This is a genomic window from Nocardia iowensis, assembly GCF_019222765.1.
GTDB lineage: Bacteria > Actinomycetota > Actinomycetes > Mycobacteriales > Mycobacteriaceae > Nocardia > Nocardia iowensis.
In genome coordinates this window covers 5668252-5684966 of record NZ_CP078145.1, presented here as the reverse complement: position 1 = coordinate 5684966, position 16715 = coordinate 5668252, and the positions used below count along the sequence as shown (strand labels likewise).

General features: G+C 68.0%; 17 protein-coding genes. 7 read left to right on the top strand and 10 right to left on the bottom strand.

The genetic code is table 11. The annotated features are described in order from the left end of the window. Positions 1-71 precede the first annotated feature (71 nt). Together KV110_RS26120 and KV110_RS26115 are read left to right on the top strand one after the other, a co-directional pair. Positions 72-1490, top strand: a complete 1419-nt coding sequence (locus KV110_RS26120; RefSeq protein WP_218469905.1) for an amidase — start codon at positions 72-74, stop codon at positions 1488-1490. A 13-nt stretch (positions 1491-1503) separates the two neighbouring features. Beyond that, positions 1504-1650: a hypothetical protein gene (locus tag KV110_RS26115; RefSeq protein ID WP_218469904.1), complete on the top strand. Its 147-nt coding sequence runs from the start codon at positions 1504-1506 to the stop codon at positions 1648-1650. A 4-nt stretch (positions 1651-1654) separates the two neighbouring features. On the opposite strand, the gene KV110_RS26110 is transcribed toward KV110_RS26115, so the two are convergent. After that, the gene (locus KV110_RS26110; protein ID WP_218469903.1) at positions 1655-3136 is read right to left on the bottom strand and encodes a bifunctional phosphatase PAP2/diacylglycerol kinase family protein; all 1482 of its coding nucleotides are present in this window, start codon (positions 3134-3136) and stop codon (positions 1655-1657) included. A 91-nt stretch (positions 3137-3227) separates the two neighbouring features. On the opposite strand from KV110_RS26110, the gene KV110_RS26105 reads away from it, so the two are divergent. The 3 genes from KV110_RS26105 (at position 3228) to KV110_RS26095 (ending at position 4812) form a co-directional block, all read left to right on the top strand. Next, positions 3228-3596 carry an arsenate reductase family protein gene (locus tag KV110_RS26105; protein ID WP_218469902.1) on the top strand — a complete coding sequence of 123 codons (369 nt, stop codon included), beginning with the start codon at positions 3228-3230 and terminating at the stop codon, positions 3594-3596. A 160-nt stretch (positions 3597-3756) separates the two neighbouring features. Further along, on the top strand, positions 3757-4074 hold the full coding sequence (locus KV110_RS26100; RefSeq protein WP_218469901.1) for a hypothetical protein: 318 nt from the start codon (positions 3757-3759) through the stop codon (positions 4072-4074). Positions 4075-4131: 57 nt separating this feature from the next. Further along, complete coding sequence (locus KV110_RS26095; protein WP_218469900.1) at positions 4132-4812, top strand: TIGR00266 family protein; 681 nt, start codon at positions 4132-4134, stop codon at positions 4810-4812. Positions 4813-4997: 185 nt separating this feature from the next. Here KV110_RS26095 and KV110_RS26090 read toward each other — a convergent pair whose 3' ends face one another. Beyond that, on the bottom strand, positions 4998-5507 hold the full coding sequence (locus KV110_RS26090) for an NUDIX hydrolase (RefSeq protein ID WP_218478893.1): 510 nt from the start codon (positions 5505-5507) through the stop codon (positions 4998-5000). 91 nt (positions 5508-5598) lie between these two features. Between KV110_RS26090 and KV110_RS26085 the strand changes: the two genes are divergently transcribed. Together KV110_RS26085 and KV110_RS26080 are read left to right on the top strand one after the other, a co-directional pair. Continuing rightward, complete coding sequence (locus KV110_RS26085; protein ID WP_218469899.1) at positions 5599-5982, top strand: nitroreductase family deazaflavin-dependent oxidoreductase; 384 nt, start codon at positions 5599-5601, stop codon at positions 5980-5982. Beyond that, positions 5969-6217: an SRPBCC family protein gene (locus tag KV110_RS26080; protein ID WP_218478891.1), complete on the top strand. Its 249-nt coding sequence runs from the start codon at positions 5969-5971 to the stop codon at positions 6215-6217. Before KV110_RS26085 ends, KV110_RS26080 begins: the two co-directional genes overlap by 14 nt. Before the next feature lie 25 nt (positions 6218-6242). On the opposite strand, the gene yidC is transcribed toward KV110_RS26080, so the two are convergent. The 8 genes from yidC to KV110_RS26040 form a co-directional block, all read right to left on the bottom strand. Beyond that, complete coding sequence (yidC, locus tag KV110_RS26075) at positions 6243-7127, bottom strand: membrane protein insertase YidC (RefSeq protein ID WP_218469898.1); 885 nt, start codon at positions 7125-7127, stop codon at positions 6243-6245. 94 nt (positions 7128-7221) lie between these two features. Further along, on the bottom strand, positions 7222-7521 hold the full coding sequence (locus KV110_RS26070) for a DUF6412 domain-containing protein (RefSeq protein ID WP_218469897.1): 300 nt from the start codon (positions 7519-7521) through the stop codon (positions 7222-7224). Positions 7522-7545: 24 nt separating this feature from the next. Next, the gene (locus KV110_RS26065) at positions 7546-8406 is read right to left on the bottom strand and encodes a helix-turn-helix domain-containing protein (RefSeq protein WP_218469896.1); all 861 of its coding nucleotides are present in this window, start codon (positions 8404-8406) and stop codon (positions 7546-7548) included. Positions 8407-8512: 106 nt separating this feature from the next. Beyond that, positions 8513-9892, bottom strand: a complete 1380-nt coding sequence (locus KV110_RS26060) for a condensation domain-containing protein (RefSeq protein WP_218469895.1) — start codon at positions 9890-9892, stop codon at positions 8513-8515. After that, positions 9892-11343 (bottom strand): condensation domain-containing protein, encoded by a 1452-nt coding sequence (locus KV110_RS26055; protein ID WP_218469894.1) that lies wholly within the window; start codon positions 11341-11343, stop codon positions 9892-9894. Before KV110_RS26055 ends, KV110_RS26060 begins: the two co-directional genes overlap by 1 nt. Then, positions 11334-12785 (bottom strand): condensation domain-containing protein, encoded by a 1452-nt coding sequence (locus KV110_RS26050; RefSeq protein WP_218469893.1) that lies wholly within the window; start codon positions 12783-12785, stop codon positions 11334-11336. Before KV110_RS26050 ends, KV110_RS26055 begins: the two co-directional genes overlap by 10 nt. A 441-nt stretch (positions 12786-13226) precedes the next feature. Continuing rightward, positions 13227-15284, bottom strand: coding sequence for a CocE/NonD family hydrolase (locus KV110_RS26045; RefSeq protein ID WP_218469892.1), 2058 nt, complete (start codon positions 15282-15284; stop codon positions 13227-13229). Between the two features lie 240 nt (positions 15285-15524). After that, positions 15525-16697 carry a PucR family transcriptional regulator gene (locus KV110_RS26040; protein ID WP_218469891.1) on the bottom strand — a complete coding sequence of 391 codons (1173 nt, stop codon included), beginning with the start codon at positions 16695-16697 and terminating at the stop codon, positions 15525-15527. Positions 16698-16715: the final 18 nt, after the last annotated feature.

The window sequence follows — 16715 nt, the reverse complement described above, 5'->3', positions numbered from 1 at the left end:
ACGCTCCTCGTATCGACATGATCCACACGCTGCGCCGCTGACTTTCAGCTCGCCGACTGATGGGGCAAATCATGACGCCACCTGCCGCTCCCGCGTTGCCCAGCCTGACCGAGGCAGCAGCCGCGCTGCGCCGCCGTGAACTAACCGCGACCGACCTGGTGGACCGCGTCCTGGCCAACGCCGACAAGCACGACACCATCCTGGGCGTATACCTGGCCCGGTTCGACGAGCGGGCCCGTGCGCAGGCTGAGGCGGTGGACAACAAGATCGCCGCCGGTCTACCCCTCGCACCGTTGGACGGAATCCCGCTGGGAGTCAAAGACATTCTCGCCCACTCGCACGCCCCGACCACGGCGCAAAGTCTCGTGCTCGACCCGGCATGGGGCACCTCGGTCGGTGATTGCACCGTCGTGCGCAGGCTCGAGCAGGCCGGTGCCATTGTCACCGGCAAGACCACCACCATGGAGTTCGCCATCGGAATTCCGGACCCGGGCAAGCCCTTTCCGGTGCCGCGCAATCCGTGGGATCCGGCACGCTGGGCGGGCGGATCGAGCTCCGGATCGGCAAGCGGCGTCGCGGCAGGCATGTTCCTCGGCGCGATCGGCACCGATACCGGCGGCAGCATTCGAATGCCCGCCGCGCACACCGGAACCACCGGCCTGAAGCCGACCTTCGGCCGGGTGCCGAAATCCGGTGTGGTGCCACTGGGTTACACCCTCGACCATGTCGGGCCGATCGCCCGCAGCGCGGCCGACTGTGCCCTGCTGCTCTCGGTGCTCGCCGGACCCGATGACACGGACCCGTACAGTGCCCGCGTGCCGATCGACGACTACGTCGGCGCACTCACCGGCGACCTGCGGGGGATCACCATCGGCGTCGACAATCTGGACCGGTACGCCGGCGTGGGCATCGATCCCCTCCAGCAACAACGGTTTACGGCGGCAATCGATGTTCTCCGGGAGGCCGGGGCCAGCATCGTCCCGGTGGAGCTGCCGATGTACCCCGAGGTGAACGCCGTTCTCGCCGTGGTGATGCTCGCCGAAGCGCACGCCTACCACCGGCGCACCCTGCGTGCCCAGTGGTCGGACTACGGTCAGGCCACCCGCATACTCCTGGCCGGTGGCGCAGCGGTCACCGGTGCGGATTACGTTCAGGCGCAACGAGTCCGGCGGCTCGCCAAGGAGCGGATGGCGGAACTACTCGGCCAGGTCGACCTGGTCGTCACGCCCACCTGCCATCTGAGTGCGCCCGCGCTCGACTCCTTCGATCAGCTACAGCCGCTGACCTTTCTCGACTCCCTGCACACCATGTACTGGAGTCCGCTGGGTAATCCCACGCTTGCCGTGCCCATCGGCCTGTCCAGCACGCACACCCCGCTGTCGATGTCGATCTCCGGCAGGCACTTCGCCGAGGCGGCCGTCCTGCGCGCCGGTGACGCCTATCAGCGCCGCACCGACCACCACACCCGAATCCCCACTGCCGTCCGATGATCGGAGAATGTCGATGACCGTCGAAGACCCGTGGTCGACCAGTCCGGAGGAGAACGCGGCGGTCGCCGCCATGTACCAGTTCGCGCAGGCCGCGGCCGCGTTGCTGCACGATGTCGAGGAGGCCCGCTACACCGACCCGAGCGGCGGATTCACCGGCTGACCGGTCACTCGGTCTCGTCCGGCAGCGATCGGAAGACGGCCAGCGCGGCGGGCTGGCTGGCGAAGTCCAAGGTCATTGCCTGGTGGTTCACCTCGCCATCGGTGGCAAGTGAGACGGGGGCGCCGTCGACCTGGACGCCGAGCTGCGCGACGCGCCGATGCACGTAGGTCGCCGAACGGTCCAGCGTCCCGGTGAAGGTGGCCCAGATCAGCCGGGTGCGCGAAAAGCGAAGGTCCGCACGCAGATACCGGATGTCGAGGGTCCCGTCGTGCAGCCGGGGACGCGACATCGGGATCTGGTCCGCCGGGTGGTACGCGCCATTGCCGACGAACAGCATCCACAGATCGGCGCGTTCGCCGTCGATCATCGCGCGCAGCGGTTGCGCGCGAAACAGCACGCACAGCATGGCAAGTCCCGCCGCAGGCCACTTGCCCACCCGCCGCTCCCACCGTTCCCGCAGCCGGACGAAGTCCGGGTAGCCGCCGAGGCTGGCCGTATTGACGAAGACGCGCTCCTCCGTGCCGTCCAGCCGCACGAGGGCGGTGTCGACCAGCACCAGCTGGCCCGAATCGAGCGCGGCGAAGGTCGTTCCTGGCTCCTCGACGCCGATATCGCGCGCGAAGTGATTGAGCGTCCCACCCGCGAACACTGCCAACGGAAGATTTTGCCGCACAGCGGCTTCCGCGACACCCGACACCGTTCCGTCACCGCCGAGCACACCGAGAGCCACGATATCGTCCCGGCGCACGCGCGCGTCGATCTCGGCGCTGAGCTCGAGCGAATCATCGAGCTCGAGGATTTGCGCCGCGGGCAGCCTGCCTCGCAAGGTGGCCAGCTGTTCAATGCCTTCGCCACTGCCCGAGGACGGGTTGACCACCAGCAGCAGTCCGCGCCCGTCCGGCAGCGGATCGGTCAGCTTCGCGGCCCCGAGCGTGGCGGGTTCATCATCGCGCACCGCCCACCAGCGCCGGGTCCCCAGCGCGACGCCGGAACCAAGCGCGGCCCCCACCACCACATCGGAGGGCCAGTGCACGCCGATGTGCACCCGCGAATAGGCGACCGCCAGTGCGACCGGCGCGATGGCCGCGGCCGTCGCCGGGGACTCCAGCGCCACCGCGGTGGTGAACGCCGCCGCCGATGCGGCATGGCCGGATGGGAACGAGGAGGACACGGGTGGTTTGACCAGCCGCCGCATCAGCGGCACCGCCTTGGCCGGCGGTCGGCGACGCGGGAAAAGCGGTTTGGCCACACCGTTGGCCAGCCCACTCGCCAGGCTCACCGCGGCGAGACCGCGCACCGCGCCACGCCGCTGCGCGCGACCGCCTGCCACGAAAAGGCCTGCGGCGACCGCCATCCAGAGGCGGCTGTGGTTCGCGCTCATGCTCAGCGAACGCAGCAGTTGATCGGCGGGCGACGGCCGCAAGCGCGCGGTGCGCTCTACGAGTCGGCGATCCAGGGCATTGGTCGGACGAAGTCGGTTACGCATCGAGTCGAGTTTAGCCAGCGAGCCGGTCCTCAAACCGGGACGGCGCGGGCGCGTCGGCCGCGGCCGATCCGCCGCTCGGTACCCTGCCCGCATGACATCTGGGCAGACCGAGATCTGGCACAACCCGCGGTGCACCAAGAGCCGCAACGCCACCGCGTTCCTGGACGAGGCGGGCATCGAGTACTCGGTGCGCCGCTATCTCGACGAGCCGCCGACCGCCGCGGAACTGCGTACCGTGCTGCACCGGCTCGGCGCCGAACCGTGGGACATCACCCGCACCGGTGAGCGGATCGCCAAGGACCTCGGGATGTCCGGGTGGGGCCGCACGCCCGCCGACCGGGACCGGTGGATCGAGGCGCTGGCCGAGCATCCGAAGCTGATCCAGCGGCCCATCGTGTTGACCGCGGACGGCGGCGCGGTGGTCGCGCGCGACGATGCCGCGCTGCGGTCGCTCGGCTGACCCTCGGTCGGCCCACCCGGTGCCGGATCGGGAACCCGTAACATCGGACGATCGATTAGTGATGTAGATCACGTCAGCGGGACTCGGTGTCCCGATCGATTAGAGCGTGGAGCCTGTCAACGGGTCGGGGCGTCGCAACCCCACGCGGTTGGAGGTCGTCATGAACTCGGTCATGAAGAGGATGGTGGTCGGCGTGTCCGCCGCCACCCTGATCGGTGCGTCCACGGTGCTGAGCGCGGCTCCCGCGCAGGCACAGCCCGCGCCGCACTGTTCGGTGAATCCGGTGGCGGGCACCGGCGCGTATTCGCAATGCGGAGCGCCGGTCTGGCATCAGGTCCGCATCACCTGCTGGGCGTGGTGGGCTTGGTTCAGTAGCTATGAGCGTTGGGGCAACCCGGCTTTCGGCGGATGGCACTCGGAAACAGCGTGTGATCTGCCCTTCACCATGCAAACCTGGGAGGTGATCACCTACCCCTGACAACTGGCGTCGCCGTGCCGTCCTACCGCCTCGAATCAGGCGGTAGGGTCGGCGAATATGAAGGTACAACTGCGCCACAATCCGGCCTCGACCATCGCGCGGTGCTTCCTCGCGGGCGGCGAGCCGATGCGCGTCGAGAGCGGCGCCATGGTCGCCCACTCGGCCGGAGTCACGTTGGCGGCCAAGGCCGAAGGCGGCATCCTGGCCGGCTTGAAGCGGTCGGTGCTCGCCGGTGAATCGTTCTTCGTCTCCACCTTCACCGCGCCGCAGCAAGGCGGCTGGGTGGATGTGGCGCCCGCGCTGCCCGGCGACATGCTCAATCTGCAGATCACCCAGGACCGGCCGTTCTTCATCAGCCGCGGCGGTTGGATCGCGAATTCGCATGGGGTGCAAATAGAAAGCAAGTGGGGCGGCTTGGCGAACCTGTTCGGCGGCGAGGGCGGCTTCGGCCTGCGCGCGCACGGCGAGGGCGAGATCGTCGTCGGCGTATTCGGCGCCATCGACGTCATCGATCTGCAGCCGGGGGAGCCGATCACCATCGACACCGGGCATGTCGTGGCATACGACCTCGCGATGAACTTCGCCATCCGGCGCGCGGTGTCCGGCCGATCCATCCAGTCGCTGAAGTCCGGTGAGGGCTTCGTGTTCGACTTCGTCGGGCCCGGCCGGGTGCTGCTGCAAACCAGGAACCCCGGCGCTTTCGCCGCCTGGGCCAGTTCGGTAGCCTCCTCCGGGTAAAACCGGCGCGGCGAGGATCGATGCCGGTCGTCAAAGTTCCGGTGCCCCATCGATACCCGACAAATGGAGAACCATGGAACTGTTCGATGTCGTCGTCAGTATCTTCACCACCATGCTGCAGGCAGGCAGCGGCAGCGCGGCCTGATCGCGTCGCCGAGTAAGCCGAGGGCTCGCGCGTAGCGCGCTCAGGTGAGCAGATCGTCGACGAGCACCCGGGTGTCCGGCACGAACGGCCAGTCCGGGTCGGCGAGGTGGGCGCGCAGTTCCGCGTCGGTCCACCACCAGCCGTCGACGATCTCCTCCGGCTGGTGGCGGATCGGGCCGTCGTAGCGCAGTTCGTAGCCGAACAGGTGGCAGCGCATGGGTTTGCCCTGCCATTCGCCATCCCACGCGACTTCGGCCACCGGCCGGGGTGCCGGATCGGCGCCGGTGAGCGTGATGCCGAGTTCTTCGGCGAGTTCGCGCAAGGCCGTCTTCCTCGGGGATTCCCCCGGGCCGACCACGCCGCCTGCCAGGCAGTCGTGCATGCCCGCGAAGACCATCTTGGTGTCGGTGCGGCGGTGCACGTAGATCCGCTCGCCGTCGCCGGATCGGACCAGCACACCGGCACTGGCGTGCCACAATCCGTCGCGGTAGACCGCGGCCCGATCGGCCGCGCCGACCACTCGACCGGCCGCGTCGTAGACGGCGATCATCTCGGACTTCTGCTGGACACGTTCCGGCTGCGCTGACACCGCTCGAGGGTAACGTGAGCTCAGCACGCCATCTCGAGAGAGGACCGCGCCGATGGTGCTTCCCCGCGCACTGGCGAAATTCAACCGGCATGCCACCAATCCCGCGGCGGGCCTGTTCGCGGGTCGTGCTCCCGGCTTCGCCATCTTGCGGCACAAGGGCCGAAAGTCCGGGCGGGACTATCGAACTCCGGTCGCCGTGTTCGAACGCGATGGCGTATACCGCATCTCGCTGACCTACGGTCGCAATGCCGACTGGGTTAAAAACATCTGTGCCGCAGGCAGTTTCATTCTGCATACGCGCGGTCACGCAATCGAACTTGGCGATCCCGCGGTGCGGCACGACCCGTCGGTGCAGTGGGCGCCACCGCTCGTCCGCCCGTGGCTGAAGGCATTGTCGGCCGAGTACTACGTCGAAGCCCGGCCTGTGCGCGAGTAGGGCCGATGCGGAGGCCGAGCGGCTACAGATCAGTTGGGCCGATGCCACCGCCGCCCACCCCGCCGACTGGCGGATCACCTGGACCCTGCACCCGGAAGGCTGCGGCACCCGGGTCCTGTTGCGGCACAGCGGCTTCGACCCCGACGACCCGGTCCAGCAGCTGTCCCGCAGCATCATGGGCAGCGGCTGGCCCACCGTCGTCCGAAACCTCGGCAAGGCACTCGACACCATGTGAAGCGGGTTGACGCCGCCGTCAACCGCTAGCGGCGGCGGACCGGCTTGGCGCCGGGTTTCGGGGCCGATGCCGCGCGGACGGCGGCCGTGCGTTGTGCTTCGGCGGCGGCTTCGGCGTCGAGACGGTGGTAGACGAAGTGTTGTTGGGCCAGGGTCCAGGCGTTGTTGGTGACGAAGTAGAGCAGGATCGCCACCGGGAGTAGGGCGCCGCCGACGAGGGCAGCCGCCGGGAACGCCCACAGGGTGAGCGGGCGCATGAAGGCGAACTGGGTGGGGGTGTCCTGCCGGGACAGTGACGCCCGGGCGGTGAAATGTGTTGCTACAGCGGCGATCAAGGTCAACGGGATGGCGATGACGGCCACCGTTGCCAGCAGGTCGCCAGCGCCCGCGACGGTGGCCGACAGCGGTGCACCGAAGATTTTCGCCTGTAGGAACGACTGGACATCGGTGGCGCCGAACACGTAATTGGGTGTCGCGGCGTTTTGCTCGGGTGTCATCGGTGTCGCGATTGCCTGGAACGGCAGGTGTCCGAGTGCGGCGGTGCGGTCGAACGAGCGCAGCACATGGAACAACCCGGCGAAGACAAATAGCTGACCGATGAGCGGAATCAGTGTCGCGAAGCTATTGATGCCATTGTCTTTATACAATTTCTGTAGCTCGGTCGCCTGGCGGCGACGATCGTTTGCGTATTTTTGTTTCAACCCAGCGACCTTCGGCTGCAATTTTTTAACAATCGCTTGCGTGCGAGCCTGCTTTAGAAATGGCACAAAAAGGGCAGCGCGAAGAGTGAGGACGAGAAAAGCCACCGAAAGCACCCAGGCGAGTGCACTGGCGGGTCCGAGGACGGCGGCGAAGGCGTAGTGCCAGAGCCAGAGAATGGCGGACACGGGGTAGTAGACGAAGTCGAGCATGAGAGCACCTGACTGTGGGCGTGCGTGCGCGCACGAGAACGGAAGGGTTCGACGACAACGCCGACGGCACCCCGCAGCAGCTGCGGAGTGGACGTCAGGCGGTCGCGAACCCTGGTGCTCGTGGGCGTGGACGCCCGGGGGTGTCGGGATTGCTCTGGCGCAGGAAAGAGCCACGTCGGCGCCGTTGCGCGGACGGCGGCGGACCCGAACCGACCTGGGGGAGCGGCAGACCGGCGGCGGTGTGCAGCGTGGCGAACGCGACGAACAGCGACGCCGCGACCATGCCGACGACGGCCACCGATCCCGGCTCACCGGCCGGTATCGCGAACAGCACGAGCGCGGGCAGGACGAATGCGACAACCGCATACGTCATCAGCCGAGCGCGCGTGATCATCCTCCGAGCATACGTCCTGTCAGCTCAGAGTCCGATATCCCAGTCGACCTCGCGGCTCATCATCGACGGCGGCAGCCCGAAGGTGCGCCGACAGGTGCGGGTCAGGTGGGCGCTGTCGGTGAAACCGGCCGCGGCGGCCGCGGTGGTCACATCGTCGCCCGCCATCACCCGCGTCATCGCGATGTGCAGACGTAGCCAGAGGATGTAGCGGCGCAACGGAATGCCCACCTGTTCGGTGAACAGGTGGGTGAGCCGGGTCGCCGAAATGCCCAGTTGGCGTGCCACATCCGAGCCGCGGACCGAGCCGTCCCGGACCAGGTCGGGCAGCAACTGCAAGGCCGCGGCCACCACACCCTGCCGATCGTCGGTGGACGGTGCCGCGTTGTCCCGCAGGAGATCCGCGAGGACGTCGGCCACGTGCCCGGCGAGTTGGCGCTGTGTTCGATCGACGCCGGGCGTGTGTGTTCGATCGACGCCGGGCGTGTGTGTTCGATCGACGCCGGGCGCGTCTGCCGGATCGACACTTAGCGGCTGCGCCCAGCCGTGCAGGTGCGCCCGCCGGTCGGCGGCCGCACCGGCGACGGTTTCCGGGTCGAGGTAGACGGCGATGCCGTGCGTGGCGCCGACACAGACCCGGTGCGGCGCGTCGGTGGGCACGATGATGTGCGTGCCCTGCCGCCGCACCCCGCTACCGTCCACGATGACTACGGGGGTGCAGGCGGCGACGACCTGCACGGCGTGGTGGGCATGGAGTTCCGTCGGCAGGATTTCCCCGGCGAAGGCCAGGATGCCCGGCCGCAGTAGTGCGCTGCCCTGCCACTGCGGTCCGTCGGGGGCTTCGGCGTCCGGTGACGTCGAGAAGTCGTTGCTGACCAGAGCCTTCATCTTCGGACGCTCCCGGCTTTCACGAGAAATCTCTCGCTGGTTCCTGCGCTGAGCCTAACGGGTCGGGCTGAAGCGCAGTTGTGCTTTGTGGATGGTCGAGGAGTCTTCATACCCGAACCGAGATCGCGGTGGACAAGGTCGCGGCGACCTTGTCGAGGAACTCGGCGATCAACGGCCCGGCGGTGGGTGTCGCGGGGAAACGGGTGCGCAGCGCGAGCCCGTCGTCGGTGCGGGTGAACCACATCTGCACGTCGTCCAACGGCGCGCAGCGGCTGAGCTGGGCCGGATTTCGGGGCACCGTGCGGGTGGTGTCGCTGCGCGAACCGCCGGGTAGTCGCCGGTAGTCGGTGTAGGAGACGCTGAACAGATCCTGCCTCGTCCGCTTCAGGTCGCTGCCCATCGCGGCGAGTACCCGGTTCGCCGGGACCTGCGCCAAGCGCTGTCCTGCCCGGACCGCGTCGTCGGCGGCCTGCGCGGTGGCGCAGAAGTCGTGCGCCACCGGCACATGCGCCGGCGCGTTCGACACCAGCCAGCCGAAGGTGTTGTGGTGCCGCGGCTCTCGCCGGGTATGCACCGGGAACACCAGGTCGGTCCCGGTGCGCCCGCCGAGCTCGGCCGCGGCCATCGCCACCGCAGCGAGCAGCGCCGCGAACATCGAATATCCGTCCGCCCGCGACTTGCGGTGCAGCGCATCGGTGGCCATGGCGCCGAGCAGCAACCGCACATCGCTGCCGAACGGGGCCACCGACCCGGCGGGCAGGCCCAGATCGAGCGGGAAGTGCGGCAGATCGTTGCCCGCGGCGTGCAAGAAGTCACGCCACGCACGAATCAGCGGGCCGGTGGCCGCCGCCGGAATGGCGGCTTCCCGGGTCGAATAGGACAGGAAACTGCCCGGTTCGGGCAGCCGGTCGGCGGCCGCGACGGCACCGTCGTGGCCGTCTTCGCAGGCGGCCCGGTACAGCTCGTCCAGTTCGGCCACCGCGATGGTGATCGACCAGGCATCGCACACGGCATGGTCGAAACCGCAGACAATGGTGGACGTTTCGGGCCTGCTGACCGCGCCGAGGAAATACGGCGCGAAACTGAACGGCGAGCAGGCCTGATCGAGCCGCGCGCCGAGCACCGCGCGCAGCTCCTCGGTGGACGCGGTTTCGACGGCCTGCTGGGGGACCAGCCGGATGTCGGTGTCCATCACCACGTGCACCGACGGCGGCTTGCCGTCCCGCGGTGGTTCGAAGCTGCAGTGCAGCGCGTCGTGGCGCGGCAGCCACGCCGAGAACGCCGTCTGCAGTGCGGATTCGTCGATCGGACCGGCCACGTCGAAGGTGGCGGCGAGCCAGGTGGTCGGTCCGGCCGAGGACAGATGGATGGACTGGTTGGCGGAGGGGGGCGTCGCGTCCGGCGTGGGGCCGGGCTCGGCGAGCGCGGTCCACTCGAGCAGGGTGCCCGGCGGCGCGCTCAGCTGGTCGAGAAACAGCAGCTGCATTATGACCTCGCGAAATCCGGTGTGGTCGCGGTGTACTCGCCGGTGGTGGCGATGGCGCGCAGGGCGGTGCGGATCGAATCCAGATAGGCCGCCGCCGATGTCGCCGCGGCCGGGGTGTCCGGGAACATCATGCTGACGTGCAGGCGGTCCAGCTCCCGGCTGAACCACATGGGCGAGGTCTGGCCCATCCGGGCGCGGGAGCCGAGACCGTTGATCCCGTGCACGTTGGGCAGCGCGTTCTCCAGTGCCGCACCGGAAATCGCGCGCACATCCATGTACGACACCCAAGGCCAGTCCGTCGTGGCGGGCACCGATGCGCCGGTCAGCTCGGCGGCCCGCTCCAGTGCGGCGTGAATCGGCACGCTCGCCAGGGGTTTCACCCAGTCGAGCGCGACACCGGCGCGGCCGATGAGATCGGTGAAGTGGTCGGTCGGGTCGACCTCGAACGAGATCGGCAGCAGGTTGATGAACCAACCCTGTGCGAGCTGATACTGCGGCTCCTGCCTGGTGCCGACCACATTGAGGCCGAGATAGTGGGTGCGCCCGGCGAATTCGAGCTCGGCCAGGGCGATCGCGGCGAACAGGCCCGCCGAGAACGAACCACCCGCGGCCTTGCACGCCTCCGAGAACGCCTCGCATTCGGCGGCATCGAGCAGATCGACCTTGGTTCCCCTGCTGTCGGCGAGCTCACCGGGGGCGAGTCCGAGGTCGATCGGCAGCGGCCGCACCTTGTCCAGGCTGTCGGCGATCAGGGTGGCGAGCTTGTCCAGTTCGGGCGGATTGGCGGCCACCGCGGCCCGCTCGTTCCGCGCGAACTCCACGTAGCTGCCCACCGGGAGCAGCACGGGCTCCTGACCGGTCGAGTAGGCCGTGTAGAGGGCGTGCAATTCGAAGATCGCGGTGACCAGCGACAGGCCGTCGCTGAACGCGTGGTCGGTGTTGTAGACCAGGGTGAAGCCGTCGGCGCCGTGATCGATGGCGCCGCAGAGGAACGCCGGCCACTTGATCGGCTCGGCACTGGCATGGAACTTCTCGACCAGCAGGTCGCGCAGTTCCTCGCCGGAGTCGAAGGCGCCGACGGTCGTCGTCTCCAGCTCGACAGCGCCGGGTTCGAGCAGGTAGCGGGTGAGCGCGAACTTGCCTGCGGACTCGTCTAGCTCGAACCACGACCGCAAGCTTTCGTGACGCTGCAGGAACGTGGTGAAGGCGCGCCGCAGCGCGTCCGCGTCCAGCGGGCTGGCGACGGAGAAGCACAGCGACAGCTCGGACGCGAGCGGATCCGCGGTATGCCTGCGCGCGGCCCAGCGGCGGATGTGCGACTCCTGCACGTAGGTCGCGGGCGCGTCGGACGGCGTGGCCGCCGCGGTGGCCGCCCGGCTGGCCGCGGTGGGAGTGAATTCCAGCAGCACGCCCGGCTTCGGCAACCAGTCTTCGGTGAGGGTCATCTCCATGACAGCGGCGCTCCTTCGATCGGACGGATTCGGGCGTCTCCATAGCGGGTGAACTCGGCGAGCAGATCGCGCATGCGCAGGACATGGCGGTGGATATCGCGCGTCGCCTTGGTGGTGCCGGGGTAGCGCATGTTGAGCGTCACGCCGTGTGGCGTGCGAAGGAACCAGAAGAAGAACTCGTCGGCGGACACATTGCGGCTGCGCAGCCACCGGGTGTCGGTATCGGCCCAGGTGGCGGCGGACGCTGCCGCCCGAACATCCATGTAGGACACCATGAACGAGATGCGCGGCCGAGTGCCGAGCAGCTCGCAGACCCTGGCGAACGGCACCGTTGCCGCGCTGCGGGTGCGCCGCAGCTCCTCGCCCGCCGGGGTGATGAGGTCGGACAGATTGCGGGCCGGACCGCAATCCAGCTGGAACGGCGCGAGCCCGACGAACCAGCCGAGGGTGTCAACCCACTGTGGCTCGGTACGGGTATGCAGCGGGATCACTGTGCGGAAATCCCGTCCCGCACCGAGTTCGGTGGTCGTCACCGCGAACGCGGCGAGCAGGGCGGCGAACAAGCCCTGACCGTGTTCCCTGGCGACCACCGACGCGGCATCGGCCGCGTCGGCGTCGAGCACCTCCACCGACAGGTTGCGCTGCGCCACCCGCCGCGTCGGCGCCTCCGCGGGACCGTTGAGCTCGATCGGTGCCGCGGCGACCTTGCTGAGCGTGCCGCAGGGCAGGTCGTTCTCGGTGTTCTCCGGAAAGAACGTGCGCCAGGTCTCCACCGCGGGGTTGTCCGCGGTGGCCGTGGCGGCGCGGACGCGCTCGTCCTGGGAGAAGTCGACGTAGCTGCCGGTCTCGACCAGCTGTGCCGTTTCGCCCGCGCGAGCCGCGTTGTAGAGCGCGTGCAGCTCGCCACCGGTGGAGATGGTCGAGTAGCCGTCCATGATCGAATGGTCGGCCGCGAATACCACGGTGAAGCCGTCGCGACCGGCAATGGTCACGCAGACGTAGGACGGCCACCGCAGCGGTGAGGTGCCGTCGTCGAGCAGGCCGTGGACCAGGCGGTATGTCGCCATGGTCGAGGTGGGCGCGCCCGCGTCGACCGGCTGCACCCGGATCTCACCGGGCGGCAGGGTGTACCTGGCCGGCTTGCCGCCCTCGATGGCGACATGCGAGCGCAGTCCTTCGTGCCGGTCGATCCAGGCATCGAAGGCGCTACGCCAGGCCTGCGGATCCAGCGGTCCGTCGATGCGGAACGCGTGTCCGAGCCAGTAGTGGCGACGGTCTCGTATTCGACTGTGCTCCACCGCATCTCGAAGATGATGCTCGTGGTTATAAGAAACGGCGCGAGTATCTCGTGGCCAGTCGGCCCAGTGTGAAGTGGCAGTCGGGAGCCACTCGATCACACGGCCGCTCGGCAACGGGTAGTCGGCCAGTTCGATGAATTCCATGACACACCTTCAGCTGCCCATCGGTAATTCCCATGCGCGGTAAGGGAATTGCCGATCCGAATAGTGACAAGAATATCGGCCTGCATCCGAGAAACTTTGTCGGAACCGGTCCCGGGACGTCATCGTCGAACCGGAACGAGAGAAACTGTAGAAGAAATTCTCGGTGAATGTGACGGTGAGCTCGATCACCGGTATTTGCCCCCCGAACGCGGACAACGGCGTTGCGGGCCATGCAATGGGCCAGTGCAACGCCGCTGCCAGCGACAATGTGAAATGCTTAATGTTCAGGTAGCTGATAGATTGCCGGACAGTGTGTCTCAATGCACCTGGAATTCATCCCAGGTTTGCATGATCTTTACAGGTCCTGACGCTTAAGGAGCGCTAAACGTGACCTGAGACACACCTGAGTCGGATCTTTCCGGCGCGGGCGCCCCTGCTGTCTCAGCCGCCGAAGGCGGATGCCGGTGCGAGCGGCACGACCAGGCTGGACGGGCGGGCGGCGTCCCGGTGGATCTGCTGGGACGAACCGAGCAACCGCGGCAAATCAGTCGGAATCGGTATGGTCGACGGGAACGTGCCGCTGGTGATGCGAAGGCGCAGGGCGTGTCCCGGCTCCAATCGGTAGAAGGTGGGGCGGATCTTGACTTCCAGTTTGGTCACCTCGCCGGGCGTCAACAGCTGTTCGGCATCCTTGCGGATGACGTGTTCCGGCGCGTAGATCGTGCCATCCGTTGCGCGCCAAGTCTTTTCGTCGTTCAACGTGCGCTGGCTGGCCAACTGGGAGCCGCCGGTGATGTTGACCGCCGAACCGTCCGGCGCGACATCGTCGAGCCAGACCTGGAAGGCGGCATCGTTGCTGGTAGAGGACGCGTAGAGGGTGACGCTGCTGGGTCCGGCCAGCACGGTCGGCTCGGTCACCGGGTCCATCGTGTAGCGGCGTCCGGCCACCGGTTCCTGCACCCACTCCGTGCACGGGTTGTAGGCGTTGAACAGGCGGAACAGGAAATCGAACAGGCCCGCGCTGTACTGGCCGAGGCTCTGCCGGTTGCAGATGGTGTCGATGCCGGTGTAATCCAGCCGATCCGACGCGTCCTCGACCGCGGGCGGCTGCGCGACCAGTCGATCACCGTCGAAGTACCGCTGCTGAATCCCCGCCTGCTCGAACGGATATCGCGCGGTCGCGACCGCCATGTTGTTCGGATCGATCACGTGCAGCGGTTTGTCGGTTTTGTCGATTCCGTTCGGAATGTCCTTGAGCCAGCGGTCGAACCAGGCCACCGTGATCATGTCGGTGTCCAGCCGCGAGCCGGGCCCGAAGCCGAGGCCGACGTGGTACCACGGGCCCATCAGCAGCTGGAACCGTCCGTCGGTGGGCTGCCCCGGCGCCATCGGCGCGAACTGGTCCTTGCCCGCGGCGAGGTTCTGCAGCTGGGAGTAGTTGCGCCACGGGCCTTCCTGGTACAGATCCCAGAGCCCACCGACCTGGTACATGGCGATGTCGTTCTCGACGACCTTGTGCAGATCGGTCTCGAACCGGCGGTCCTGCCACCACTGGCCGTCGTAGGCCAGTGGGCCGCCCGCGTACGCCTCGAGCAGCAGCTTGATCGTGCTGTCCGAGGACACCACCGCCTGCAAATGATCGACCAGGGTCTTGATGAACAGCTGCGGCGAGACCACCGCCGTCATGAACGGGCCGATCAAGCTCAGGTACGGCACCAGCACCGAGATGGCGGTGAGCAGGATCGGGCTCATCATGCCGTCGTGGCCGAGCACCTCGTTGAAGATGTTGTTGGGCATGGCCATCGGCACAATCGCCTTCAACGGCGAACCGGGCGAAACGGATTCGGCCGTGCGCAATGCGGACAGCGCCGGGAACGAGTACCCGAACATGCCGACCTTGCCGTTGGAGCCGGGCAGCTTCGCCGCCCAGTCGACCAGTTGGGCGCCGTCCAGGCCGTCCTGCTGGGAGGCAGGGTTCCAGGCGCCGGTCGATCCGCCGGTGCCGCGCACGTCGGCGATCACCTCGATGTAGCCGCGCCGGACCAGCATGTCCTGAGCGCTGGTGGCCTGGTTGATGATTCGGCGCGCGTCCTTCAGCTGGTCGGGCAGCGGGATGTGCAGTGTGTCGATCACGCTGGTCACCGCGGCCGTCAGTGCGCTCGACAGCGCGCCGTAGGTAGTGAAGTTGACGACGACCGGGAACTCGCCCGCGGCGCGCGCTCCGGTGGCGGGATCGGTCGGGTAGCGCACCTCGGTCTGCAATTGGGTGCCGTCCGAAAGTGGGACGATATGTCCCAGTTCGTAGGCGATGCCGTAGCGCTCCGGCGTGGGCTGATAACCGGCGGGCAGGCCGAAATTCGCGGGCGCGTTCGGCACCGGTCCCGCGGCGGGCACGGCGTTCGCGGCGGGCGTGAGCTGGAGGATCAAGCCGATGGCGGTGATCGCGGCGGCGACCGTCACGGTGCGGCGGGGAGCCCGTGCCCGGGATGCAATTCTCAACTACCTGAACCTTTGCTGGCGGTGGTCGAAGTCGGGCTGGAGGCTACCCGTCCGCGGCGCTGCCGGGGATCGAGTGCCGTCGACCGGGCGAGTTGATTCCGGATTGTGTCCGGACGTTCAGGGCCCACGCCTGACCTCATCGTCGCTACTCAGCACAACGCATAAGCGGGGTGCGGCGACACCGGCAATTCGCAAGAGAGAACGACGCGTCTTTGGGAAAGTGCCTAAAAGTGGGTCCGATTATGGGGCGAACCCGGCGGATTCGAGTCGCCTGGCCAGCCGTGCGGCGGACAGGGTCATCGCGTCGGCGGGACGATGCGGGTCGAGTCCGGTCAACTCGTGCACCCGGGAAAGCCGATAGGTGACCGTATTTCGGTGCACATTGAGCTGCCGTGCCGTCGCCAGCTGGTTGAAGCCGCTGTCGACGAACACCTCCAGGGTCTCGGCGAGCATCGGCTGCGCATCCAGTGGCGCGAGCACCGAGGCCAGCCCGGGGCGGGCCGCGTCGCTCACCGCGACGGTGTATTCGAACTGCAAATCCTGTCTGCGGCACAGGATGTCGCGCCGGAGCAGGCACCGGCCGAGCTCGGCGAGTACCCGCGCCTCGGCGTACATCGTCGGGATCGCGTCCTTGCTGCGCGCCGCGCCGACGCCGACCCAGTACGGCGGCGGCTCGGCGGGCTCCTGCGCGGGCAGCCGGGCGGTGAGCCCGGACAGCGTGGCCGAGCCGTCGTCACCGGTCTGTAGTGGAATCAACGCGGTCCAGCCGCCCGCGTCCAACCGCAGGAAGACCCCAGGTATCGCCTCGACCCGGTGCCGCAGCGCCGACGCTGGCCCGCCGCGGGTGCCGCACAGGCGGAACACCGCGACGAGGAACGCGTCGGACACCGGAATCACCGGATCGTTGGCCCACTCCACCGGGTCACGGCCGGTGAGCAGCGCGTCGGCGATGCCGCGCCGGCGCTCCAACAGCTCCCAGCGCGGGTCGTGCACGCGCTGGGTGGCCGCGGTGGCGATCCGCGAGGTGACCAGCGTGACGTACTTCAGCAGCACCAGCGAGGCGTCGAGCAGCAGTTCGCGCTCCGGCGGGCTGGCCGTCGCGCGCAACCGCTCCCAGATGAACGCCGCGCCGAGCCGGTAGCGCTCCAGCACCTCGGGCAGCGGGGTGCCGTCGCGCAACCGGTCCATCGCGAGCTCGACGAGTTCCCTGGTGTCCTCCTCCGTCGGCTCCTCGCCGCGGCGCAGGTACTCGAAGAACAGGTCCACGTTGAGCTTGGTGCCCCGGGCGAAGTCGGTCTCCACCAAGGATTGCGGCAGCCGCTGGTACGGCGGCAGCGCGGCGTAGAACCCGTCGAGCATCGACGCGGTCCGCCGATGGAGATCGTCGAACACCCGAGTCCGCGATGGCATCATGCTGGTTCTTCTTCCCGG